This window comes from Solirubrobacter pauli, assembly GCF_003633755.1.
GTDB lineage: Bacteria > Actinomycetota > Thermoleophilia > Solirubrobacterales > Solirubrobacteraceae > Solirubrobacter > Solirubrobacter pauli.
Genome location: NZ_RBIL01000001.1, coordinates 3,282,441 through 3,304,082, shown reverse-complemented (window position 1 = coordinate 3,304,082; position 21,642 = coordinate 3,282,441). Strand labels below are relative to the sequence as shown.

19 protein-coding genes are annotated in these 21,642 nt (G+C 73.4%); 10 read left to right on the top strand and 9 right to left on the bottom strand.

Annotated elements, in window-relative coordinates; translation table 11 throughout:
- Position 1 precedes the first annotated feature (1 nt).
- The 5 genes from C8N24_RS15440 (at position 2) to C8N24_RS15420 (ending at position 3,523) form a co-directional block, all read left to right on the top strand.
- On the top strand, positions 2-487 hold the full coding sequence (locus C8N24_RS15440) for a toxin-antitoxin system HicB family antitoxin (RefSeq protein WP_121251209.1): 486 nt from the start codon (positions 2-4) through the stop codon (positions 485-487).
- On the top strand, positions 484-1,329 hold the full coding sequence (locus C8N24_RS15435; RefSeq protein ID WP_147447823.1) for a DUF4097 family beta strand repeat-containing protein: 846 nt from the start codon (positions 484-486) through the stop codon (positions 1,327-1,329). Before C8N24_RS15440 ends, C8N24_RS15435 begins: the two co-directional genes overlap by 4 nt.
- Positions 1,330-1,338: 9 nt before the next feature.
- Entirely contained in the window at positions 1,339-2,280 is a 942-nt protein-coding gene (locus tag C8N24_RS15430) for an ATP-binding cassette domain-containing protein (protein WP_121251205.1), read from the top strand.
- Positions 2,277-3,059: an ABC transporter permease gene (locus C8N24_RS15425; protein WP_121251203.1), complete on the top strand. Its 783-nt coding sequence runs from the start codon at positions 2,277-2,279 to the stop codon at positions 3,057-3,059. Before C8N24_RS15430 ends, C8N24_RS15425 begins: the two co-directional genes overlap by 4 nt.
- Before the next feature lie 125 nt (positions 3,060-3,184).
- A complete protein-coding gene (locus C8N24_RS15420) occupies positions 3,185-3,523 on the top strand; it encodes an STAS domain-containing protein (RefSeq protein WP_121251201.1) in 339 nt (112 codons plus the stop codon).
- A 1-nt stretch (position 3,524) separates the two neighbouring features.
- Here the strand turns inward: C8N24_RS15420 and C8N24_RS15415 are convergent, their stop codons facing one another.
- Positions 3,525-3,926: a MarR family winged helix-turn-helix transcriptional regulator gene (locus C8N24_RS15415; protein ID WP_170179124.1), complete on the bottom strand. Its 402-nt coding sequence runs from the start codon at positions 3,924-3,926 to the stop codon at positions 3,525-3,527.
- Between the two features lie 90 nt (positions 3,927-4,016).
- Between C8N24_RS15415 and C8N24_RS15410 the strand changes: the two genes are divergently transcribed.
- Entirely contained in the window at positions 4,017-5,450 is a 1,434-nt protein-coding gene (locus tag C8N24_RS15410; protein ID WP_245971864.1) for an MFS transporter, read from the top strand.
- On the opposite strand, the gene rpiA is transcribed toward C8N24_RS15410, so the two are convergent.
- Positions 5,407-6,090, bottom strand: coding sequence for a ribose 5-phosphate isomerase A (gene rpiA / locus C8N24_RS15405; RefSeq protein ID WP_211339982.1), 684 nt, complete (start codon positions 6,088-6,090; stop codon positions 5,407-5,409). The two genes, C8N24_RS15410 and rpiA, sit on opposite strands and share 44 nt — an antisense overlap.
- A 101-nt stretch (positions 6,091-6,191) precedes the next feature.
- Between rpiA and C8N24_RS15400 the strand changes: the two genes are divergently transcribed.
- Positions 6,192-6,668: a hypothetical protein gene (locus C8N24_RS15400; RefSeq protein WP_121251194.1), complete on the top strand. Its 477-nt coding sequence runs from the start codon at positions 6,192-6,194 to the stop codon at positions 6,666-6,668.
- A 46-nt stretch (positions 6,669-6,714) separates the two neighbouring features.
- Here C8N24_RS15400 and C8N24_RS15395 read toward each other — a convergent pair whose 3' ends face one another.
- Together C8N24_RS15395 and C8N24_RS15390 are read right to left on the bottom strand one after the other, a co-directional pair.
- Positions 6,715-8,103, bottom strand: a complete 1,389-nt coding sequence (locus C8N24_RS15395) for an FAD-dependent monooxygenase (protein ID WP_170179123.1) — start codon at positions 8,101-8,103, stop codon at positions 6,715-6,717.
- A complete protein-coding gene (locus tag C8N24_RS15390; RefSeq protein WP_121251190.1) occupies positions 8,100-9,920 on the bottom strand; it encodes a M28 family peptidase in 1,821 nt (606 codons plus the stop codon). The genes C8N24_RS15395 and C8N24_RS15390 overlap by 4 nt, the downstream gene beginning before the upstream one ends.
- Before the next feature lie 135 nt (positions 9,921-10,055).
- On the opposite strand from C8N24_RS15390, the gene C8N24_RS15385 reads away from it, so the two are divergent.
- On the top strand, positions 10,056-12,032 hold the full coding sequence (locus C8N24_RS15385) for a bifunctional diguanylate cyclase/phosphohydrolase (RefSeq protein WP_211339981.1): 1,977 nt from the start codon (positions 10,056-10,058) through the stop codon (positions 12,030-12,032).
- Here C8N24_RS15385 and C8N24_RS15380 read toward each other — a convergent pair.
- Positions 12,029-12,607, bottom strand: coding sequence for a TetR/AcrR family transcriptional regulator (locus C8N24_RS15380; RefSeq protein ID WP_211339980.1), 579 nt, complete (start codon positions 12,605-12,607; stop codon positions 12,029-12,031). The two genes, C8N24_RS15385 and C8N24_RS15380, sit on opposite strands and share 4 nt — an antisense overlap.
- A gap of 61 nt (positions 12,608-12,668) precedes the next feature.
- Between C8N24_RS15380 and C8N24_RS15375 the strand changes: the two genes are divergently transcribed.
- Positions 12,669-13,655, top strand: a complete 987-nt coding sequence (locus C8N24_RS15375; RefSeq protein ID WP_121251184.1) for an aldo/keto reductase — start codon at positions 12,669-12,671, stop codon at positions 13,653-13,655.
- A gap of 96 nt (positions 13,656-13,751) precedes the next feature.
- On the top strand, positions 13,752-14,492 hold the full coding sequence (locus tag C8N24_RS15370; protein WP_121251182.1) for a DUF899 domain-containing protein: 741 nt from the start codon (positions 13,752-13,754) through the stop codon (positions 14,490-14,492).
- Here the strand turns inward: C8N24_RS15370 and C8N24_RS15365 are convergent.
- From C8N24_RS15365 to C8N24_RS15350, 4 genes are read right to left on the bottom strand one after another with little or no spacing between them, the layout of a single operon-like run.
- Entirely contained in the window at positions 14,489-15,265 is a 777-nt protein-coding gene (locus C8N24_RS15365; protein ID WP_121251180.1) for a cupredoxin domain-containing protein, read from the bottom strand. The two genes, C8N24_RS15370 and C8N24_RS15365, sit on opposite strands and share 4 nt — an antisense overlap.
- On the bottom strand, positions 15,262-16,737 hold the full coding sequence (locus C8N24_RS15360; protein ID WP_121251171.1) for a multicopper oxidase family protein: 1,476 nt from the start codon (positions 16,735-16,737) through the stop codon (positions 15,262-15,264). The genes C8N24_RS15365 and C8N24_RS15360 overlap by 4 nt, the downstream gene beginning before the upstream one ends.
- A complete protein-coding gene (locus C8N24_RS15355) occupies positions 16,738-18,522 on the bottom strand; it encodes a cupredoxin domain-containing protein (protein WP_121251169.1) in 1,785 nt (594 codons plus the stop codon).
- Complete coding sequence (locus C8N24_RS15350; protein ID WP_121251167.1) at positions 18,519-21,593, bottom strand: ThuA domain-containing protein; 3,075 nt, start codon at positions 21,591-21,593, stop codon at positions 18,519-18,521. Before C8N24_RS15350 ends, C8N24_RS15355 begins: the two co-directional genes overlap by 4 nt.
- Positions 21,594-21,642 lie beyond the last annotated feature (49 nt).

The following is a 21,642-nucleotide window of genomic DNA, read 5'->3' as shown; positions in this document are numbered from 1 at the left end:
CATGCAGATCACGAACTACGTCGAAGAGCTCCAGCGGCAGCTGCTCAACGCGGCCGCGGCGGGAGGTTCGGAGGCGCAGGAGATCGCCGAGCGACTGGCCGCCGCACTCGACGCGGCGGCCCGTCTCGTCATGCTCGAGGCGTTGTCGGAGGCGGCGGGCGAGATCACTCGTGAGCTCGCCCCCGGCTCCGTCGACGTGCGGCTGCGCGGGCGCGACGTCGAGTTCGTCGTCGCCACCCCGGCGACGGATCCGGTGGTGTCATCGGCGTCGGCGCCGCGCGAAGAGCCCGATGACGCCGACGACGGGCCGACCAGCCGCACCACGCTGCGCCTGCCCGACTCGCTGAAGGCACGCGCCGAGGCTGCCGCCGCCGCGGAGGGCGTCTCGCTGAACACCTGGTTCGTGCGCGCGGTCGGCGCGGCGCTGGAGCCGCGCCGCGCACCCCAGCAGTCGCACGGCAGCTCCTACACGGGGTGGGTGCGATGACCGTCGTGCCCGTCGACGGGCCGGCGTCCCTGCGGATCGAGCTGGAAGTCGGCAAGCTCGACGTGGTCGCCACCGACCGCCCGGACGTCACGATCACCGCATCCCCGAGCAACCCGGGTCGCAGCGGTGACCGCGCGGCCGCCGACGCCGTGCGCGTGGACCGGGTCGGCGACGAGATCGTCGTCCGCGGGCCGCAGAAGCGCCGCCTGCTCGGCCCGGGCAAGGACGCCGTGGACCTCGTCGTCGAGCTGCCGGAGACCTCCGCCGTCACGGCGCTCGTCCGGTACGGCTCTGCGCGGCTCGCGGGGCGCTTCGGCGCCGTCAGCGTCGAGCTGCCGTTCGGCCAGCTCTCGCTGGACACGGCCGAGCGGCTCGAGCTCAAGGGCGGGCACGGCGACTACCGGGTCACGACCGTGACGGGTGACGCCGACGTTCGCTTCAAGTGGGGCTCGACCCGTGTCGGCCACGTCGGCGGCCGCTTGCAGCTCTCCGGCGACGGCCCGATCATGGTCGACCGCACCGACGGCCCCGCCGACCTGAAGACCTCGACCGGCCCCCTGGAGCTGGGCACGGCCGGCGCCGGCGCGACCATCCGCTCGGCCTACGGGCCCGTGCGCGTGCGTGACGCCCTGCGTGGTGTCATCCGCATCGACGGCGCCTACGGCAACGTCGACGTCGGCGTCCGCGCCGGCACCGCCGTCTGGCTCGACGCGACCTCCCAGCACGGCGTCGTGCGCACGGACCTCGCGGCGGACTCCGGCCCCGGCACGGGCGAGGAGACGCTCGAGCTGCACGTCCGCACCGGCTACGGCTCGATCGCCGTCCACCGCTCCTCCACCTAAGGACCCGCCATGACCCCCGCCATCCAGCTCGAAGGCCTCTCGAAGGCCTTCGGCGAAGCCGTCGTGCTCGCAGAGCTCGACCTCGAGATCGCCCCCGCCGGCGTGTTCGCCCTGCTCGGGCCCAACGGCGCCGGCAAGACGACGCTCGTCCACATCCTCTCGACGCTGCTGCGCCCGGACGCCGGCCGTGCCCGCGTGGGCGGCCACGACGTCGTCGCCGAGCCGGCGGCCGTCCGCGCGCTGATCGGCGTCACCGGCCAGTTCTCGGCCGTCGACGACCTGCTCACGGGCGAGGAGAACCTGCGGCTGATGGCCGACCTGCGGCACCTCGGCCGCACGGAGGGCACGCGCCGGACGCGCGAGCTGCTCGAGCGTTTTGACCTGACGGACGCCGCGCGCAAGCCGCTCTCCACGTACTCGGGCGGCATGCGCCGCCGGCTCGACCTGGCGATGACGCTCGTCTCGCGACCGCGGATCGTCTTCCTCGACGAGCCCACGACCGGCCTGGATCCGCGCAGCCGCGCGGAGATGTGGGAGATCGTGCGTGAGCTCGTCGCCGCCGGCACCACGATCTTCCTCACCACGCAGTACCTGGAGGAGGCCGACCAGCTCGCGGACCGCGTCGCGGTGCTCGACCACGGCGCGATCGTCGCCGACGGCACGCCGGCCGAGCTCAAGCGCCGCGTCCCCGGCGGGCGCATCCGCCTCGAGTTCGAGGACATCCCGACGCTCACCGGCGCCGCGGCGGCCCTACCCGGCTCCAGCCGCGACGACGCCGCGCTGACGCTCGACATCCCCTCGGACGGCGACTTCGACGCCATCCGCACCGTCATGGACCGCCTCGACGCCCGCCGCCTCGAGCCCCGCAACCTGACCATCCACACCCCGGACCTGGACGACGTGTTCTTCGCGCTGACCGGGCACGAGGCCACGAAGGAGACCGCCCGATGAGCACGCTCGCCCACACCGTGTCGGACTCGCGGACGATGCTGCGCCGCAACCTCCGCCACGCCGTCCGCTATCCGATCATCACCTACCTGATCGCCACGCCGGTGATCTTCCTGCTGCTGTTCGTCTACGTGTTCGGCTCCACGCTCGGGACGGGGATCGGCGGCACGGGCACCGGCGCCTACCTCGACTACGTCGTGCCCGGCGTGCTGCTGCTCACCGTCACCGGCGGCGTCACCGCCCCCGCCCTGTCGGTGTCCAAGGACCTGACCGAGGGCATCATCGCCCGCTTCCGCACGATGGACATCTCACGCTCGGCGGTGCTCACCGGCCACGTCGTCGGCAACCTGATCCAGGTGCTGCTCGCGGTCGCCGTCGTGCTCGCGATCGCGCTGCTGATGGGCTTCCGAGCGCCGGCGGGCGTGCTCGGCTGGCTCGGCGCCGCCGGCCTGCTGGCCGCCATCGGCTACGCGCTCTGCTGGCTCGGCGCGGCGTTCGGCGTGTTCGCGAAGGGCGTCGAGAGCGCGAGCAACCTGCCGATGCCGCTGATGCTCCTGCCGTTCCTCGGCAGCGGGTTCGTGCCGACCGAGTCGATGCCCGGCTGGCTGCAGTGGTTCGCCTCCTACCAGCCGTTCACGCCGTTCATCGAGACGCTCCGCGCGCTGCTGTTCGACACCGAGCTCGGCCGCGACGGCTGGCTCAGCCTCGCCTGGATCGTCGCCATCAGCCTGGCCGGCTGGGGTTGGGCGCGGTACCTGTACGAGCGCAAGACGGTGCGCTGACGCAGCTCACGGTCAGAGCTCTGAACCACGGATCGCGCTGCGCACGCGCGCGACCTACCGTTCGGCATGAGCGGTTCCCCTGACCCTGTGGTCGCTCCACCCTGGTTCACACCGATTGGAGCACGATGTCCACCACCCTGCGAGCGCCGACGCTCGCCATCAGGGTCCGACCGGACCGCGATCGCGTGATCCTCGCCGTCAGCGGCGAGGTCGACCTGGCCACGGTCGACGACCTGGACACGGCGGTCGACGAGCTGCGCGCGGTCGGCTGGCAGGAGCTCGCGCTCGACCTGCGCGGCGTAGAGGTGATCGGCTCGACCGGCCTCGGCTGGTTGCTCGCCACCACGGACACCGCCCGGACGGAGGGCTGGGCGCTCACGCTCGTCGACGGCTCGCCGGCGCTGTCGCGGCTGCTGAAGCTGACCGGGATGCGCGGCCGGTTCTCCTGGGTGCGCGGACTCTGATTCAGCCGTCGCCGAGCGCGGCGACCGCCGCCTGACGGACCTCGGGCTCGAGGTCCGCGACCAGCCGCTCGCCGAGCGTGTCCGCTCGAGCGAGCACCTCGGCGCCGTCGTCCGTGAGCGTGACGACCGACCGCCGCCGATCCGCCTCCGAGCGCTGCCGGGCGACCAGGCCGCGCCGCTCGAGCTCGTCCACCGCGAGCACGACCTGGGCCGGAAGCAGGCCGCAGAGTCCGGCGAGCTCCTGCTGCGAGGGCGGCGTGTCCGCGCTGAGCACCGCCAGGACCATGTACTGACGTCCGCTCAGGCCGATCTCGGCGAGCGGGTCCTCGGCGCGTGCGGCGATGTCGTTGCCGAGCTTGACCAGCAGCAGGGCCGGGCGGGCGAACGCTCCTCGGGGCAGCATCGTGTCCGAGGATAGGGGCAAGCAAGAATCATTCATGTCTTGAATCATTCATAGCGAGTATGTACGCTCAGCGCCATGACCGTTCATGGCGTGAATGATTCTCGATCGAAATGGCTGGCACTCGCGGTGCTCGCCCTGGCGCAGTTCATGGTCGTCCTCGACGTCACGATCGTGAACGTCGCGCTCCCGGCCATCCAGACCGACCTCGGCTTCAGCGCCGAAGGCCTGCAGTGGGTGGTCAACGGCTACACGCTGACGTTCGGCGGCCTGCTCCTGCTCGGTGGACGGATGAGCGACATCCTCGGCCGCCGGCGGCTGTTCCTGATCGGCCTCGGGTTGTTCACCGCCGCCTCGCTGGCGGGCGGCTTCGCCGGCTCGGAGGCGACGCTGATCGCCGCCCGCGCGATCCAGGGCATCGGCGCCGCGCTGCTGTCCCCGGCGGCGCTCGCCCTGCTCACCGTCACCTTCCCGGCAGGGCGTGAGCGCAACGTCGCGCTCGGCGTCTGGGGCGCGCTCGCCGGGATCGGCGGCACCCTCGGGGTGGTCGCGGGCGGCGTGCTCGTCGACGGCCTGGGCTGGGAGTGGATCTTCTTCGTGAACGTCCCGTTCGCGGCGCTCGCGATCGCCGCGGCGCCCGCGTTCATCGCCGAGAGCCGGCGGGAGCACTCGGGCGAGGCGAGCTTCGACGTCGCGGGCGCGGTGCTCGGCACGGCGGGTCTGTTCGCGCTCGTCGGCGGCGTGATCCGCACCGAGGCCGCGGGCTGGGGCTCCGCGCAGGTGCTGGCGCTGTTCGGCACCGCGATCATCCTGATCGCCGCCTTCCTGGTGGTCGAAGCGCGTGCGAAGGACCCGCTGGTGCCGCTGCGGCTGTTCCGCACGCGCGGCCTGAGCGTGTCCGCACTCGCCCTCGCGCTCAACGGCGGCGCGTTCCTCGGCATGTTCTTCCTGACCGCGCTGTTCCTGCAGCAGGTGCACGGCGACAGCGCGCTGGACGCCGGCGTGCACTTCCTGCCGATGGGCGGCGCGGCGATCCTGTCGGCCGTCGTCGGCGCGCAGCTCGTCACGCGCTTCGGCACGCGTGCCGCCTACCTCGGCGGGAGCGCGGTCGGTGCCGTCGGCCTGCTCCTGCTCAGCCAAGCGGGCGCCGACTCGAGCTTCGCCGGTGGGCTGCTGCCCGGGCTGATCGTGTTCGGCCTCGGGCTGCCGCTGGTCGGCGTCGCCAACCAGATCGCGGCGGTCGCGGAGGTCCCGCACGAGGACGCGGGCGCCGCCTCCGGCGTCATCACCACCGCCTTCCAGGTCGGCGGCGCGCTCGGCCTCGCGCTGATCTCGACGACGGCGACGACGCGCACGGGCGACGCGCTGGCCGCCGGCGCCGCGCAGGCCGACGCGCTGGCCGCCGGCTTCGAGCGCGGCCTGCTGATCGCCGCGGGGCTCGCGGTCGCGAACCTGCTGATCGGCGCGGTCCGTGCGCCGCGGATCAAGCCCGACCCGGCGCTCGTCGCGGAGGCGAGCCTGGGCTGATCCAGTGGCGCGTGTGGTCGATGGCCTCGCCGGTCGCGACCACGACGTCGGTGACGAGCGTGGGCGCGAAGAGCCCGTGGTCGACGACGCCCGGCTCGCCCTCCAGGCGGCGCGCGAGCTGGGCGGGATCGTCGATCGGGCCCGTCCAGTCGGCGATGACGCCTCCGTCGGGGCTCTTCGCGCCGCCGCGGAGCACCGCGTGCTCGAGGCGGCGCAGCGTCGCTTCCAGCCCGAACGCGAGCAGCTCGAGCGGCACGGGCGGGGTGAGCCGCGGCACCGGCTTGTCGTGCGAGGCGATCACCACGAACCGCGCCGCGGCGGCCGCGACCAGCTTCTCACGCGTGTGCGCACGGCCGCCGCCCTTGATCAGCCACGGGCCGGGCGCGATCTGGTCGGCACCGTCGATGGCGATGTCCAGCTCGCCCACCCCGTCCAGCGTGTCCAGCGTGAGCCCGGCGGCCTCGGCCGCGCGGGCCGTCGCCTCGGAGGTCGCGACGCAGCGCAGGCGCAGCCCCCGCGCCGCCAGGGCCGGGATCAGGGGAGCGACGGTCGTGCCCGTTCCGAGCCCGACCCGCATCCCGTCCTCGACCAGCCCCGCGGCGTACTCCGCCGCCGCGCGCTTCTCGCCTTCGAGGGTCACCGTGCCGGGATATAGCACCCGGGACGTGCGCCGGGAAGAGCGGGCGGGTCCTCGACGTCTGGACGGGCATGCCATCGACATCACGTACGGTCGCGGCGACGGTGCTCACGGGCATCGCCGCCGTGGCCGCCCTCGCCCCCGCCGGCAACGCCGCCGCCCCGAAGACGGAGACCCTCCGGATCTTCGAGAAGACCCGGTCGATCCAGCTCACCAAGGCTGACGGCCGCGTGCTCACGCAACTTCCGATCGCCGAGTCCGAGCCGCAGCCGGGCGACGTGCTGGACATCGTGTTCGACCTCTTCGAGGGGAACCACGCCAGGCACGACCGGACGCGGCTCGGCAGCGACCACCTGCGCTGCGAGTTCCTCGCGGGCGGTCCCCCGCGGTGCGTCAGCCACGCGACGCTCGGCCGGTCGATGCTGGTGATCGAGGGGACGCCGCCGCGGGTCACGCTCGGCACGGGACGGTTCGCGGGCGCGACCGGCCGCGTGGTCAGCGCGAAGGAGGTCCGGCAGGCACCGCCGACCGAGCTCGCGCACAACGACATCGACGTCGTGGCGCGGGTGACGCTCCGGTAGCGCCGGCACGCGCACGCTGCGTGCGCGTGCCGTTGCGGCCGTGCGGTCAGGCTGCGAGCAACGCGGCCTCCGCGCGCTCGTCGCTCGGCCACAGCCCGATCGGCACGCCGTCCGGGCGGGTCATCAGCGCGCCGCGGCCCGACAGGCCGACCGCACGCGCCGCCGCCACCGGCAGCGCGTGGACGCGCACCGGCGCCCCCACCGCGCGCCGTGCGGCCGCGGCCCACGCGCTCGGCTCCGGTCCCGTGAACAACGTGCGGCCACCGCCGACGAGGTCCACGGTCGACGTGCCCGGACCGGTCCAGGCGTGGGCGATGCGGCCGCCGACGTCGACGCGCCACTCGTCCTCGGCCGCCCGTTCGGAGCCGTTCGGCTCAGCGGAGCGGGCGATGTTGTGGGCGGCGACCGGGCGGCGCTCGCGCTCGTAGTCGTCGAGCAGGCCGTGCGGCGCCCAGCCGCGCAGCACCCAGGCCAGCCGCCAGGCGACCGCCTCCCCGCCGAGCATCGCCAGGCTCAGGCCGGTCGCGCCGCGCGGCGTGACCCGGTGGGCGGCGTCACCGGCCACGAACACGCGGCCCGCGCGGAACGTGTCCGCCAGCGCGGTCGCGTAGCGGAGCTCGATCACGCGGTCGACCACCACCGGCAGCCCCGGAGCGCCGGCCGCGCCGCGCACCAGCCGCGCCAGCCCGTCCGCGGTGGCCTCCACGCCCGGCCGCCGCTCGGTCGCGTAGACCCAGCGATCACCGCCGACCGGGATCAGCGCCCCACCCGCCGCCGCGTCGGTGATGGCGTAGATGCCGTGCCGGCGCGCGGGCGGCACGAGCGGCCACAGCGGCGCGCGGACCTGCGCGCCCACCGAGTCGCTCAACGGCCCGGACGCGTCGACCCCGATCCCCGCGGCGCTCCGCACGGCGCTGCGCACGCCGTCGGCGCCGATCACGTAGGCGGCCCGCACCGTCCGCTCGCCGCCCGCGTCGGCGAGCGTGACCGTCACGCCGTCCGGGTCCTGCCGCAGCCCGACGAACTCGCTCCCGGGCAGCACGTGCGCGGCGGGCAGCGTCCGCAGGTGCGCTTCCAGGATCGGTTCCAGCTGCTCCTGGCTGAGGCACGTCGGACGCGCCGGGCTGACGATCCGCGCCTGCTCGCGCGTGAGCATGCCGACCGGGAACGCCGCGCCTTCCGCGAGCCGCGTCAGCGCCGGAGCACGCCAACCGCTCATCTCGACGTCCAGCGCCAACGCCTCGGCCTGCCCGTGCACGCCCCAGCGCCGCAGCCGCTCCATCGCGCCGGTGCTGACCGCGGTGCCCCGCGCCGCGGTCGACCGCTCGCGCAGGCGATCGACGACCAGGCACGGGACCTCGAGCCGCGCCAGGGTGATCGCCGCCGCCAGCCCCGCGGGACCGGCGCCGACGATCACCACGGACGTCGTGCTCACGGCGCGCATACGCGGTACTCCCGGCTCTGAGCGACGACGCGCCCGTCGGCCGTCCGCGCCCGGACGTGCAGCACGACCGGAGCCCGCCCCGCGGCACGCGCGTCGACCACGACGACGCGGCCGGCGACGACGTGCGCGCGTCCCGCGCTCACCGTCGCGTCGAGCACGCGCCCGCGGACCGGCTCCACGAACCAGCGCGCGCCGTCGCACGGCACCGGGCCGCGCAGCAACGCCCCGCCGCTCAGCCGCACGGACGCGTAGCCCTCGGCCATGAACGCCACGGTGTCCGCGGTCGCGGTGATCGACAGCATGCCGGCGTCCGTCTCGCCGGCCGGGATCGTGTAGCGATAGCGCCCGCCACCGACCTCCGTCGCGACCCCCTCGTGACGTGCCCAGTGGTCGTTCTGATTGACCAGGACGCGGACCGGCGCGCCGACGACCGGCGCCCCCGCCGGATCGCGCACCTCCACCTCGACGGTGACCGCCGCGCCCGCCTCCACCCGCTCCGGCGCGTGGACGGCCACGTTCGGGATCTCGCGCACCGCGAGCTCCTCGGGGGTGGCCTGCTGCAACGCGAGCAGCGCATCGCGCAGGTACGCGCTGACCCGCCGCAGCGACTCGGGGTCGACCCGCTCGGGCACGTCCTGGGGCGTGTGGTAGTAGGGCGTCGACGTGAACGTGGAGAAGCCCTGGACGCCCGCGCTGTAGAACGGCTGGATGTCCGTGGGCAGGATGCCACCGCTGATCTGACGCACCACGGCGGCGGGCAGGTCGGTCGCGACGTAGCCGTTCGCGGCCGCCGCCTGCTGGACAAGCGCGTTGAGCTTCGCGCCGCCCGTGCCGAAGCGGATCGCGGGCGCGCCCGCCTCCGCCGCGGTCATCTCGAGGTTGACGTTCGCGACGACGTCGCCGAGGCGGTCCGCATGGCGGGCGACCCAGTCGTAGGAGCCCGTGAGGCCGACCTCCTCCGCGTCCCAGCCCGCCAGCACGACGGTGTAGGCGAGCGGGACGCCGCGCACCGCGTCGGCGATCGCCAGGAGCGAGCCGATCCCGGTGCAGTTGTCGATCGCACCCGCGTGCCACGAGTCGTAGTGCGCGCCGACCACGATCACCTTGTCGGGATGCGTGGTGCCGCGGCGCACGCCGATCACGTTGCGCGCGACCGCGTCCTCACGCGTCGCGGCGACCTCCAGCGTCGCCTCCAGCCCGCTCGCGGCCGCGAGCGCCGCGCGCACCGCCGCCCCGTCCCGCGCGCCGACCGACACGGTCGGGATCGGCGCGGGGGCGTACTGCGCGAACCGCACCGCGCCCTCCTGGACCAGGTTGTCCGGCGAGCCGGAGACGTACAGCATCGCCGCACCACCCCGGGCGATCACCTGGGCGAGCTGCGAGCTGCGGTGGAAGACCTCGTCACGGCTGACCAGCACGACCTTGCCCGTCACGTCCTTGCCGGCGTAGTCGGCCGGGCGCCCGACACCGACGTCGACCACGCCCGCCCGCACCTGCCCGGTGCCGCCGTAGGCGAAGCTCTCGGCGGGCACGTCCTCGCCGCCGACGGTCAGCCGCGTCCCGGCCTCCCGGAACAGCGGCACGTGGAAGTCCTCGCGCGTCGCGGTGAACCCGGCGTCGCGGAACGCGCGCTCGAGCCGGCGTGCCTGCTCGCGCCCCGCGGCGCTCCCGGGTGGCTTGGCCCCGAGCTGCGCGCACGCCCGCATCTGGTCGACCGCGATGTCCGGCGCGCTCGCCCGCGCCGCGGTGGCCGGCAGCGCCAGCACGGCCGCGAGCGCCGTCAGGCGCCCGATCCTGGAGAAGTTCATGTCCCGCCTGACGTACCGCGCGGTCCCGTCATTCCGGGCGAGGTTCCCGGAGCTCCCGCGAGCTTTCGCCGTAGCTTCTCTGACGCGGCGTTGGTAGTCGTCGAGGCCCGCGCCGACTCCCGGGCCATGAGCTTCATGTTGGGACGGACGGCGCCGCAGCCCGTCCGGATCGCGTTCGCGCTCATGTTGAGCGCGCTGGCGGTGCACCTGGTGGCCGGTCTCGCCGGCTACGGAGAGTTGCCGCTGTTCGCCGCCTGGGTGTACAACGGCGTCGAGCTGCTGGCCGTGGCCGCGTTGGTCGCGCGTGTGGTGCTGGTGCGGCGTCAGCGCCTCGTGTGGGCCCTGCTCGCCGGGTACGCGGCGACGACGACCGCCGCCGACCTGACGTGGTCCGCCCTGGCCGTGAACGGCGAGCTCGACGCCGGCGGCCTACCGGATGTCCTCTACTACGCCGCCTACCCGCTGGCGTACGCCGGCGTGGTCCTGCTGCTGCGCGGCCGCGCGCGCTGGTTCACACCCGCGCTGTGGCTGGACGGCCTCGTCGGCGCGCTCACCCTGGCGTCGCTGACCGCGGCGGTGGTGCTGACGCCGGTGCTGGCTTCCTCGAGCGAGGCGGGCGAGCTCGTGATCAACGTCGGCTATGTGATCGCCGACGTGCTGCTGCTGTGCTTCGTCGGACTGGCCGCGGGCTTGAGCGGTTGGAAGCCCGGCCGCTCGTGGGCGCTGATCGGGCTGTCGCTCAGCTCGGCCGCGGTGATCGACGCGATCTACTCCTACCAGGAGGCGACCGGCAACTACGCGGCGGGCTCCGTGCTGTCGACGCTGTGGCCCGCCGGGCTCGTCGCGCTGGCGTTCGCCGCCTGGCAGCCGCAGCGGCCCACGAGCCTCGACCGCACCAGCCTCGCGGGCGCCGCGATGCCGGTGCTGTTCGCCGCCGTGGCGCTCGCCGTCCTCGGTGCCGCGCACTGGAAGACGGTCACGGACCCGGCGGTGATCCTCGCGCTCGCCGCGCTCATCGCGGTCGCCGCCCGCGGTGCCCTGACCTACCGCGAGAACCTCCAGCTCCTGCGCCACACGCGGCAGGAGGCGCTCACCGACGCGCTCACCGGGCTCGGCAACCGCCGGCAGATGACCCGGGACCTCGAGGCCACGCTGGCCGAGGCGCGCGCGGGCCGGCCGTCGACGCTCGCCTTCTTCGACCTCGACGGCTTCAAGGGCTACAACGACGCCTTCGGCCACAACGCCGGCGACGCGCTCCTGCACCGGCTGGCGTCCGCGCTGCGTGCCGCGACGGCCGGCACGGGCACGGCCTACCGGCTCGGCGGCGACGAGTTCTGCGTCCTGCTGCCCGGCGCCATCGGCCTCGACGCCCCGGCCGTCCAGGCCGCGGCCGCCGCGCTGCGCGAGTGCGGCAACGGCTTCCGGATCGGCGCGTCGCTCGGGCTCGTGAGCCTCCCGGACGACGCCGACCAGGCGGCGCGCGCGCTGCAGCTCGCCGACGAGCGGATGTACGCGAACAAGGACGCCGGCCGCGCCTCGGCCAAGCGCCAGACCCGCGACCTGCTGATGCAGGTGCTCGGCGAGCGTGAGCCCGACCTGCGCCGGCACACCGACCAGGTGGCCGCGCACGCCGCCGCGACCGCGCGCCGGCTCGGCCTCGTGGGCGAGGCGGTGGACGAGGTGGCCCGCGCCGCCGAGCTGCACGACATCGGCAAGCTGGCGATCCCGGAGTCGATCCTCGACAAGCCCGGACCGCTCGACGACGCCGAGTGGAACCTGATGCGCGAGCACACGATCATCGGCGAGCGCATCCTCCTCGCCGCCCCGGCCCTCGCGCCCGTCGCCGCGCTCGTCCGCGCCAGCCACGAGCGCTGGGACGGCGCTGGCTACCCCGACGGCGTGGCCGCGGCGGAGATCCCGCTCGGCGCGCGCATCGTCGCGGTGTGCGACGCCTACGACGCGATGACCTCCGACCGCAGCTACCGGCGTGCGCTGCCACACGACGAGGCGATCGCCGAGCTGCGCCGGCACTCCGGCACGCAGTTCGACCCGGCCGTGGTCGAGGCGTTCGCGACGACCATCCCGGCCGCGCGCTTCCCGACGGCGGTCTAGCTCCGCCGCGGGAACAGGCGCGTCGCGGCGAGCACGGCCGCGGCGCGCCGGCGTGCGAGCACGGCCGGGTCGTCGGCGTCCTCGAGCGCGCGGAACTCGGTCGCCATCGGCCAGCCCATGCTCAGCTGGATGAGCAGCTGGAGGACGTCGATCGGCGCGAAGGCGTCGTCGAGCACGCCGTCGGCCTGCCCGCGCTCGATCGCCTCGAGCTTGGCCCGCATGGACGCGATGCCGGCGTCGCCGAAGCCGACGATCGCGTCGTTGGGCTCCAGCCGGCTCCAGCCCACCATGCGGAGCATCTCCGGGTGGCGCGTGTAGAAGTCGAACAGCTCGCCGACGTAGCCGGGCAGGTCGGCCGGGTCGAGCACCGTGCTGTCCATGACCTCCTGGAGCTGGTCGGCCGCCACCGCCGCGTACAGCTCCTCCTTGGAGCGGAAGTACGCGTAGACGCGCTCCTTGCTCGTCTTCGCCGCCCGCGCGATCCGGTCCACGCGCGCGCCGGCCACGCCGTGCTGGGCGAACTCGTCCAGCGCCGCGGCGATGACCCGCTCCTTCGGTGTGACCGTCGTGGGCACGATTCGAGCGTAGCTGCTACGGTCCAAACCGAACAGTTTGGTTTGGCTTGGAAGGAGCACCATGCAGCGACGCACACTGGGAACGGAAGGCCTCGAGGTCTCAGCCATCGGCTTCGGCACGATGGGCTTCACGCTCGCCTACGGCGACGGCAGCACCGAGGCGGAGGTGACCACGGTGATCCGCGCGGCCCACGAGGCGGGCGTCACCTTCTTCGACACCGCCGAGCTCTACGGCAACGGCACCGGCTCGAACGAGCAGCTCCTCGGCAAGGCCGTCAAGCCGATCCGCGACGAGGTCGTGATCGCGACCAAGTTCGGCTTCGACATGACGGCCGAGCCGCTCGGCAGCGGAGTCGACAGCCGGCCGGAGCGCATCCGCGAGGTGACCGAGAACAGCCTCCGCTACCTCGGCGTCGACGTGATCGACGTGCTGTACCAGCACCGCGTCGACCCCGACGTGCCGATCGAGGACGTCGCCGGCACGGTCAAGGAGCTGATCGCCGAGGGCAAGGTCCGCTGGTTCGGCCTCAGCGAGGCCGGCCCGGACAACATCCGCCGCGCGCACGCCATCCAGCCCGTCTCGGTCCTGCAGACCGAGTACTCGGTGTTCGAGCGCGAGGTCGAGGCGGCGATCCTGCCGGCCATCCGCGAGCTCGGCATCGGCTTCGTGCCCTACTCACCGCTCGGCCGCGGCTTCCTCACCGGCGACGTGCGCCCCGCGTCCGAGTACCCGGCCAACGACATGCGCAGCTGGGACGACCGCTGGCAGCCCGGCAACTACGAGCGCAACCTCGAGGCGGTCGAGCGCCTGACCGCGCTCGCGCGGTCGAAGGACATCACCGTCGGCCAGCTCGCGCTGGCGTGGCTACTCGCGCAGGGCGAGGACATCGTCCCGATCCCGGGCACGCGCAGCGCCGCCCGGGCCGTCGAGAACGCGCGGGCGGCGGACGTGACGCTCACGCCCGCCGACCTCGACACGATCCGGGCCGCGCTGCCGAGCGGTGGCTTCGGCAGCCGCTACCCGGAGGCGTTCATGCCGAAGGGCTAGCGCCGCCGCGCAGCGACGCGAGGAGTAACCCTGAGGTTGCACCTCGCGTCGCTTTGTGTAACCCTTTGGTTACGCAAAGACGTCAGGAGGTTCCCGATGAAGACGCCCCCGATCGTGACGCCCCAGGAGTGGGAGGCCGCGCGCCTCGAGCTTCTGGTGGAGGAGAAGCGCCTCACCCGCGCCCGTGACGCGCTGGCCGCCAAGCGCCGGCGCATGCCGTGGGTGGAGATCGAGCAGCGCTACCGCTTCGAGGGTCCGGACGGCCCGGCGGGCCTGCTCGACCTGTTCGCGGGCCGCCGGCAGCTGATCGTGTACCGCGCGTTCTTCGAGCCCGGCGTGCACGGGTGGCCCGACCACGCGTGCGTCGGCTGCTCGAACGTGGCCGACCAGGTCGCCCACCCGGCGCACCTGAACGCGCGCGACACCACGCTCGTGTTCGTCTCGCGCGCTCCGCAGGCGGCGATCGCGCGCCTGAAGGCGCGGATGGGCTGGGAGCACATCCCGTGGTTCACGCTCACCGACGACTTCGACGCCGACCTCGGCGTCGACGAGTGGCACGGCACGAACGCCTTCATCCGCGACGACGAGCGCGTGTTCCGCACCTACCTGGTCGACAACCGCGGTGATGAGGCGATGGGCGGCACGTGGAGCTACCTCGACATCACCGCGCTCGGCCGGCAGGAGACGTGGGAGGACTCACCCGAGGGCTATCCGCAGACCCCGCCCTACGTCTGGCAGAACTGGCACGACGCCTACGAGGACGCCGCCCAGCCGACCGCCGAGTGGCTGGAGCAGGTCGAACGCGGCGTCGCCGCGTTCGACCACTCCGAGAGCTAGGGCTTGAACTCGACCCAGGCCGCGGCGATCGGCGAGTCGAGGTCGACTCCGTCGGTCGCCCAGACCTGGAGCCGGTAGCGCGCGGCGGTGTCGCGCAGGCGCTTGGGCAGCGCGACCGACACGTTGACCTTGCCCGGCTCGACCGCCGCCTGCTTGGTGGCCACGATCTTCTTGCCCTTCTTCAGGCGCACGGTCACGGTCACCGGCTCGGCGACCTCGACGCGGGCCTTGGCGCCCTTGTCGGTCGGCGTGGCCTTCAGCAGCGTGAGGGTGGGCGCGATGTTGTCGCCCTCCTCGAACACCGTCGGCGCCTTCGTGTCGTTGGGCAGCGCGTTCGGGTCGGCTGGCTCCTCGCCGGTCTCCCACGGCTTGCCGGGGTCGACCGGCGCGCCCGGGTCGGCGGCGCCGACGTTGACCACGCCGTTCATGCCGCCCGGCGTGAGGCCGCCGTGGATCGAGCAGTAGAACTGGTACGCGCCCGCCGTGTCGAGGACCGCACTGGCGGTGGCCACCTCGTAGGAGGCGCCGAGGCGGGTACCGGTCGTGCTGCCGGGCGGGACGAGCCAGATGTCGTGCACGGCCGCGTTCGTGTTGCCGGGCTGCGTCAGCCGCCACGTGACCGTGTCGCCCGTCTGCGCCGACAGCGACGACGGCCACCAGACGGTCTTGAACGTCGGCGTGTCGTAGGCCTGCACGAAGCGCGTGACCGCGGCGTCGGCCGTCGCCGGCGCGAGGGCCAGCACGGCCAGAGCCGCGAGGAGCGCACGTTTCATGCGACCACCTCCATCTGGCCCATCATCGACATGTCGCCGTGCTCGGCCGCGTGGCAGTGGAACACGTACAGGCCGGCGTAGTAGTCGAAGTACGGCCGCACGACCACGGTCTCGTTGGGATAGACCGCGACCGTGTCCTTCCACCCGCGGTCGCCCGGATGCGGTTGCTTGCCGTTCACGCTGACCACCCGGAAGTGGTAGCCGTGCGTGTGCATCGGGTGCGTGCGCTGGGACAGGTTGCGCCACGTCCACAGCTCGGTCGAGCCGAGCCGCGGACGGCAGTCGATCCGCATCTCGTTGAACCCGCCACCGCCGATCTGCCACATCGACGCGCCGCCCGCGAGGCCCTGGAACGTCAGCGGCCAGGAGCGCTCGGCGTTGACCTCCGGGATCTCCTCCTCCTCGCGCAGGAGCTTGGGGATGCGCGCTTCCTCGGCGCCGGTGGCCTTGACCACGTCGAAGCGCATGACCGCGCTCGTCGACGGCTCCCCGCCCTCGTTGTGGAGGATGACCTTCGACCCGACGCCGAACTGGCGGAAGTCGACGATCACGTCGACGCGCTCCGCCGGCTCCATCGGGATCTCCTTGCGCCGCACCGCGGTCGGCAGCAGGCCGCCGTCGGAGCCGATCTGGATCATGTCGCGCCCGTTGCCGAGCTTGAGCGTGTAGGCGCGTGCGTTGGAGGCGTTCAGGAACCGCAGGCGGTACAGCCGCCGCTCGACCTTCATCCGCGGCGCGACCGCGCCGTTGACGAGGATCGTGTCGCCGCGGAAGCCGCGGTCGAGGTCGTAGCGATAGCGGAACGAGCCGTCCTTGTTGAACGACCGGTCCATGATCATCAGCGGGACGTCGTAGTCGCCCTGCGGCAGGTCCAGGTGCTTGTCGTCGGGATCGTCGAGCAGGTAGAACGCGGCCAGCCCGGCGAACAGCGTCTTGTGCGTCTCGCCGTGCGCATGGTCGTGGTACCAGAGCGTCGCCGAGTGGGCGACGTTCGGGTACTTGTAGAGCCGCTCGGCGCCGTCGGGGATCGAGTCGTGCGGGTGCCCGTCGTACTCGGGCGGCGTGACGCCGCCGTGCAGGTGCACGTTCAGCTCACGCCCGCTCTGGTTGCGCTGGGTGACGTGCACCGGCCGCCCGCGCCGCGCGCGGATCGTCGGGCCGGGGAACGAGCCGTTGTAGCCGAGGATCGGCGTCTCGAGCCCGGGCAGGATCTCCGCCGTCCCGGGCTTCATGTCCATCACGTACTCCTCGAGCTGCTTGCTCGCGCGCACCGGCCGCGCCACCGGGGGCAGCGGGAGGTCGCGCTGGAACGGCTCGAACGCGCTCGAGGCCTGCGAGCGCACGGCCGCGCTCGTCTTGCCGCGCGAGGCCCGCGCGCGCTTGTCGAAGTCGAACGAGCACACCAGCGCGAGGCTCGAGACGCCGTAGTACAGCGCCGAGCGCCGCGTCATGCCGTCGTGTTCCCAGTCCATCTAACGGCGCCCCTTGCCCTTCAGCGTGATCGTTCGCACTGCGGTGGTCGTCCCGATCGGGCCGGCGAGCGTCAGCGTCAACGTCACCGGGACCGAGCGGGCATAGTCTTCGAGCGCGTCACGCGCCTTCTTGGTCGGTTTCAGCTTGACCGTGAACCGGCCGTACTGGTTGCAGGTCGCGTCGGCCGTCGCCAGCACCACCGCGCCCTGGCGCTTCTTGAGCTTGAGGCGCCGCGCGGCGAGCTGGTTGCCGATCGTCATGGTCATCGTGCCCGTGCCCGCCGAGACGCAGCGGGAGTTGATCGTGAGCTTCTTCGCGAGGAACTTGGCCACGGTCATCTGGGACGTCTTGGGCTTGTCGATCGCCGCCCACGGCTTCGGGACCTTCGCCGGGACGATGTCCCGCGGCGGCTCCGGCGTGGCGGTCGGCGTCGGGGTCGGGGTCGGCTCGCCGACGTCACCGACGACGACCTTGCCCTCCATCTCCGCCGGGTGCGCCTGGCAGACGAACGTGTAGACGCCCGGGTTCGCGAACGTGCACTCGCCCGACCAGCCCGGCGGCTGCGAGTACTGCGGCAGCGGCGGGGCCGGGGTGATGGCGACGCCGGTCTTCTGCACGCACGACGTCGGCTGGTCGACGAACACGACGTTGTGCACGCTCGTGCCCGCCGGGTAGCTGAAGTCGACCGTGCCGCCCGGGGCGATGTTCACCGTCGCGTCGGACTCGTCGGTGCTCGACGCGTCCTGGAACCAGTTCTTGGCCGTCGGGGACGTCCGGTCGTGCGCCTGGATCGCGGGGCGTCCGGGCGCCACCGTCGGCTGCGGCGACGCGGTCTGCGTCGGCGTGGCCGTGGGGGTCGCCGTCGGCGTGACGGTCGGCGTGGCCGTCGGCGTCGGGGTCGGCTCGCCGCCGCCCTGCTCGACGATCACGGTGCCGGACATCTCCGTCGGGTGCGTGCTGCACACGAACGTGTAGGTGCCGGGCGTCGCGAACGTGCACTCGCCCTCCCAGCCGGGCGGCTGGGCGAAGTCGGGCATCGGCGGCAGCGTGTCGGAGTCGGCGAGCGGCAGCGTCGGCGACTGCTTGGTCTTCACGCAGCTGCCCGGCTTGGCCGCCGTCCGGAAGTCGACGTTGTGGTAGTTCGCGCCGACCGGGTAGTCGAACGTGACCTTCCCACCCGCCTGGATCGTCACCGTGCTGTCGCTGGTGCCGGAGCCGGCGGCGTCCTGGAACCAGTTGTCGTGCGCGCTGATGCGGGCGCTGGTCGGCGGCGTCGCGGTGGCGGTGGCGGTGGCGGTCGCCGTGGGCGTCGCCGTGACGGTCGGGGTGGCCGTCGGGGTCGCGGTGGGCGTGCCCGTCGCGTGCACCACGACGGTGCCCTTGAAGCCGTCCGGGTTGATGCCGGAGTGGTACGTGTACGTCCCCGGCACGGTGAACGTGCAGAAGCCGGCCCAGCCGGGACCCTGCGTCCACCACGGCAGCGTGGTGCCGACGCCCCAGTCGGGGCCGGCGGTCTGCTCGCAGGACGCGGGCACGAGGCTCCCGCGGTCCCACACGACGTTGTACTCGCCGGTGCCGGACGGGTAGCTGAAGTTCACCCGGCCACCGGCCACGACGTCGACCGTGCGGTCCTCGGGATCGGTCGCGGCGGCGTCGTGGAACCCGCTGTCGGAGACGACGACGTTCGCGACCGGCACCGGGTCCTCCTGGGACCCGACCGCGAACGCGGGGGCGCAGACGAGCGCGATCATCGCGCAGACGATCCAGGGCAGTGAGCGCTTCATGGCGTCGTCGCCCCCAGCTCGAAGGTCAGGGTCTTCGCGTATCGGCCTTCGAGCAGCCGGTCCGTGTCGGCGACCGGCTGCTGGAAGCCGACGGTCAGCGTCTGCGCTGCCACCGGGTCCGTCCAGGTTCGTAGGGTCAAGGGTGTTGCGGAGAGCGGGGCGAAGGGTTGGTCCTCCACCCGCACGCGCACCGCCTGCGGCATCGCCGTCGCGCCGTTGACGAGGTGCCCGGGTGCGACCGAGCTGCGGTCGGAGACGCGCAGCGTGGACGTGTACGCGGTCGACAGCACGGTCACGGTGGTCGTCGCCGTGTAGGTCGCGCCGACACCCGGGATGATCGCCGGGAACGTGGCCGGCGCGCCGAGCGTGAGGCCGAGCGTGCGCGGGACGACCGCGGTCAGCTCGACGTTGGCCTGCGCGGCGGGCACCGGCGGGATCTGCACGGTGATCGTCCGGCTGACGCGCTCGCCGTCGGCGTAGATGACGGTGAGCGTCGCCTGCTGGGCGCCGTCGGCGCCGAACGCGTGCGTCACGGTGGCGCCGGTCGCGGTGCCACCGCCGGAGAACGTCCACTCGTAGCGGACGCCGCCGGAGCGGCCGGCGTCGAAGTCGACGACCGTCGTGCCCTCGTGGACCACGTAGCGCGGGTCGGGGCCGGGCGTGTCGTCGCCGCCGGTGTAGGCGACGCGCCACACGCCGGTGTCCGTGGCCGTGTAGAGCGTGCCGTCCCGGCCGAGCTCGAGCGTGCGCAGGTGCTCGGGTAGGATCGCGGCGAGCGAGTCGACCGCGACGGGCTGGCCGCCGTCGGCCTCGGTGGCCGGGTCCATCAGCAGCGCGTGGTGCACGCTCGCGGCGCCGGCGTCAGCCACGAGCCAGCGACCGTCCCAGTACGCGGGCCAGGCGTCGGCCGTCGGCTGGGCGGGGCGCCGGTAGGTGCCGCCGGTGACGACGGACTGCTCCCCGCCGAGCGCCCACGGGCACGTGCGGGTCGTGTCCGTGCCCGTCGACGTGTTCGTGTCGTTGTAGAGCGCGACGCCGTTGGCGTTGCGCGGGAAGTCGTAGCAGCCACCCTGCGGGCCGTACCAGACGTTGGCCGGCTTGGGCGCGGGGATGTCCTTCATGCCGGTGTTGAACGGCGAGTCGTTCGGGAGCGCCTTCGAGCAGTCCCAGAACGCGCCCGCGTCACCGTCCGCGCCGCCGCCGACCGTGCCGCGCGGCGTGTCGGGCCAGCCGAGGTTGGCCGCCCCGCCGCCACCGATGGCGGGCAGCGTCGCGCGGTAGCCGAAGCGGTTGCCGGCGCCGCAGTACGGCCAGCCATAGTTGCCGGCGGCCTTGATGCGCGCGGCGCTCTCCGTCTTGGCGGGGCCCCACGTGACCGCGTTCGCGGTCTGCCCGGTGCCCGACCAGGCGGCGGAGATCGTGTCGGTCTTGGCGTCGATGTCGATCGACCGCACGTCCGAGAAGCCCATCGCGAACACCTCGGGCTTCGCCAGGCCCGACGCGGGGAACAGGTTCGGGCCGTTCGGCGCGCTCTCACCCGGGATCGAGTAGGTGCGCCCGACGCCGGGCACGGAGCCCGGGTCGGCGAGCGGCTTGATCCGCAGCAGCTTGCCCTCGTAGGCGTTGGTGTTGGCCGCGGTCCCGCGCGCGTCGCCGAAGGAGATCTCGCCGCCGCTGCCCGGGAGCGTGTGCTCCTCGTGCGCGTTGGTGTAGCCGCCGCGGTACGCGTTGGCGGCGCCGTCGATCGTGTCGCCCGACGCGAAGTAGAGGTTGCCCGCGGAGTCGAAGTCCATGGCGCCGCCGACGCGGCCCTCGCGGTAGACCGGCGTCATCCAGTGGAAGATCACGCGCTCGGAGCCGGTCACGAGCGTCTTGGCGGCCTGGTCGTACGTGAAGCGCGACACGCGGCGCTCGCCCATCTGCGTGATCAGGTCGCGGCCGGGGCCGAGCTGCTTGGCGGGGTCCGTCGTGGTCGCGCCGAGCTCGCCCTTGCCGGACGGGAAGTACTGCACGTAGACGTACGGCCGGCCCTGCATGAAGGCGGGGTCGAGCGCGAGGCCGAGCACGCCGTGCGCGCCCGTGACCTTGAAGTCGGCGACCTTGACGTCCCCGACGTGGAGCGCGTCGCGGGTGGCGGAGAAGACGCGGCCGTCGTCCGCCGTCGTCAGCGCGACCACGTCCGGGCTCTGCGCGAGCCGGGTGGCGGTGTAGTTCGCGTCGATCGCGGCCTTGCAGTTGCCGCGGACCATGCCGCCGGCCCACTGGAGCGCGCCGAGCAGCTGGCGCTTGACCTCGGTCTCGTCGTACGCGGCCGCGGTGCCGCCGAGCGCGGTGTAGAAGGACCGCCCCTGCCCGACGTCGCGGCACCATGACAGCGCGCGCTCCTGCTGGCTCTGCATGCGGTCGCCCGTGCCGGCGTGCTGCGTGACCGTGTCGTTCGTGATCGACGTGCCGTTGGGCAGCGCGCCGAAGCGCACGCGAGCGACGGTGTGCACCTTGCCGGTCGGGTTCGCGGTCCACTTGTAGTACGTGTCCGTGTGGCGCTTCCAGACGAGCGGGTTCGCGCGGGAGGCGGGGTGCACGCGGTCGAGGAACTCGACGTCCTGCGGCGTGGTCGCCGCGCCGGTCGTGCGGCTGCTGCCGGTCAGGCCGATGAGCGTGTCGAAGAAGGTCTGGCCCTCCTCGAGCTTGGCGGTCTCGCCGATGCCGACGAAGCCGCCGCCGCCGGTGACGTAGGACTCGAGCGTGGCCTGCTGGCCCGTGTCGAGCACGTCTCCGGCGCTGTGGACGAACGCCACCGCGCGGTACCGCGCGAGGTTGGTGACGCTGATGGCACTCGCCTCAGCCGTGACGTCGACGGTGAAGTCGTTCGCCGCCCCGAGCGCCTGCACGGCGGACACCGCCGCCGGCGTGCTGGGGTTGGCGCTGCCGGCGGTGCCGGTGAACACGAGCACCCTGCCCGCGTCGGCGCTGGCCGGTGCGGCCGCGATCAGGCTCGCCGTCACCGCGCCGTAGAGCGCGCGGCGTATCCGGCGGCGCCGGGTGCCTCTGTGTTGCAGAGCGTCGGTCATGGCTGGGTGAGTCGGTCCAAAAAAGGTTGAGAAGACGAGATCCCCGCCC

Excerpts from the sequence above, each read along its gene's own strand:
- C8N24_RS15440 (WP_121251209.1), top strand. The coding sequence starts at position 2 with ATGCAGATCACGAACTACGTCGAAGAGCTCCAGCGGCAGCTGCTCAAC.
- C8N24_RS15435 (WP_147447823.1), top strand. The coding sequence starts at position 484 with ATGACCGTCGTGCCCGTCGACGGGCCGGCGTCCCTGCGGATCGAGCTG.
- C8N24_RS15430 (WP_121251205.1), top strand. The coding sequence starts at position 1,339 with ATGACCCCCGCCATCCAGCTCGAAGGCCTCTCGAAGGCCTTCGGCGAA.
- C8N24_RS15425 (WP_121251203.1), top strand. The coding sequence starts at position 2,277 with ATGAGCACGCTCGCCCACACCGTGTCGGACTCGCGGACGATGCTGCGC.
- C8N24_RS15420 (WP_121251201.1), top strand. The coding sequence starts at position 3,185 with ATGTCCACCACCCTGCGAGCGCCGACGCTCGCCATCAGGGTCCGACCG.
- C8N24_RS15415 (WP_170179124.1), bottom strand. The coding sequence starts at position 3,926 with ATGCTGCCCCGAGGAGCGTTCGCCCGCCCGGCCCTGCTGCTGGTCAAG.
- C8N24_RS15390 (WP_121251190.1), bottom strand. The coding sequence starts at position 9,920 with ATGAACTTCTCCAGGATCGGGCGCCTGACGGCGCTCGCGGCCGTGCTG.
- C8N24_RS15385 (WP_211339981.1), top strand. The coding sequence starts at position 10,056 with ATGTTGGGACGGACGGCGCCGCAGCCCGTCCGGATCGCGTTCGCGCTC.
- C8N24_RS15375 (WP_121251184.1), top strand. The coding sequence starts at position 12,669 with ATGCAGCGACGCACACTGGGAACGGAAGGCCTCGAGGTCTCAGCCATC.
- C8N24_RS15370 (WP_121251182.1), top strand. The coding sequence starts at position 13,752 with ATGAAGACGCCCCCGATCGTGACGCCCCAGGAGTGGGAGGCCGCGCGC.
- C8N24_RS15365 (WP_121251180.1), bottom strand. The coding sequence starts at position 15,265 with ATGAAACGTGCGCTCCTCGCGGCTCTGGCCGTGCTGGCCCTCGCGCCG.
- C8N24_RS15360 (WP_121251171.1), bottom strand. The coding sequence starts at position 16,737 with ATGGACTGGGAACACGACGGCATGACGCGGCGCTCGGCGCTGTACTAC.
- C8N24_RS15355 (WP_121251169.1), bottom strand. The coding sequence starts at position 18,522 with ATGAAGCGCTCACTGCCCTGGATCGTCTGCGCGATGATCGCGCTCGTC.
- C8N24_RS15350 (WP_121251167.1), bottom strand. The coding sequence starts at position 21,593 with ATGACCGACGCTCTGCAACACAGAGGCACCCGGCGCCGCCGGATACGC.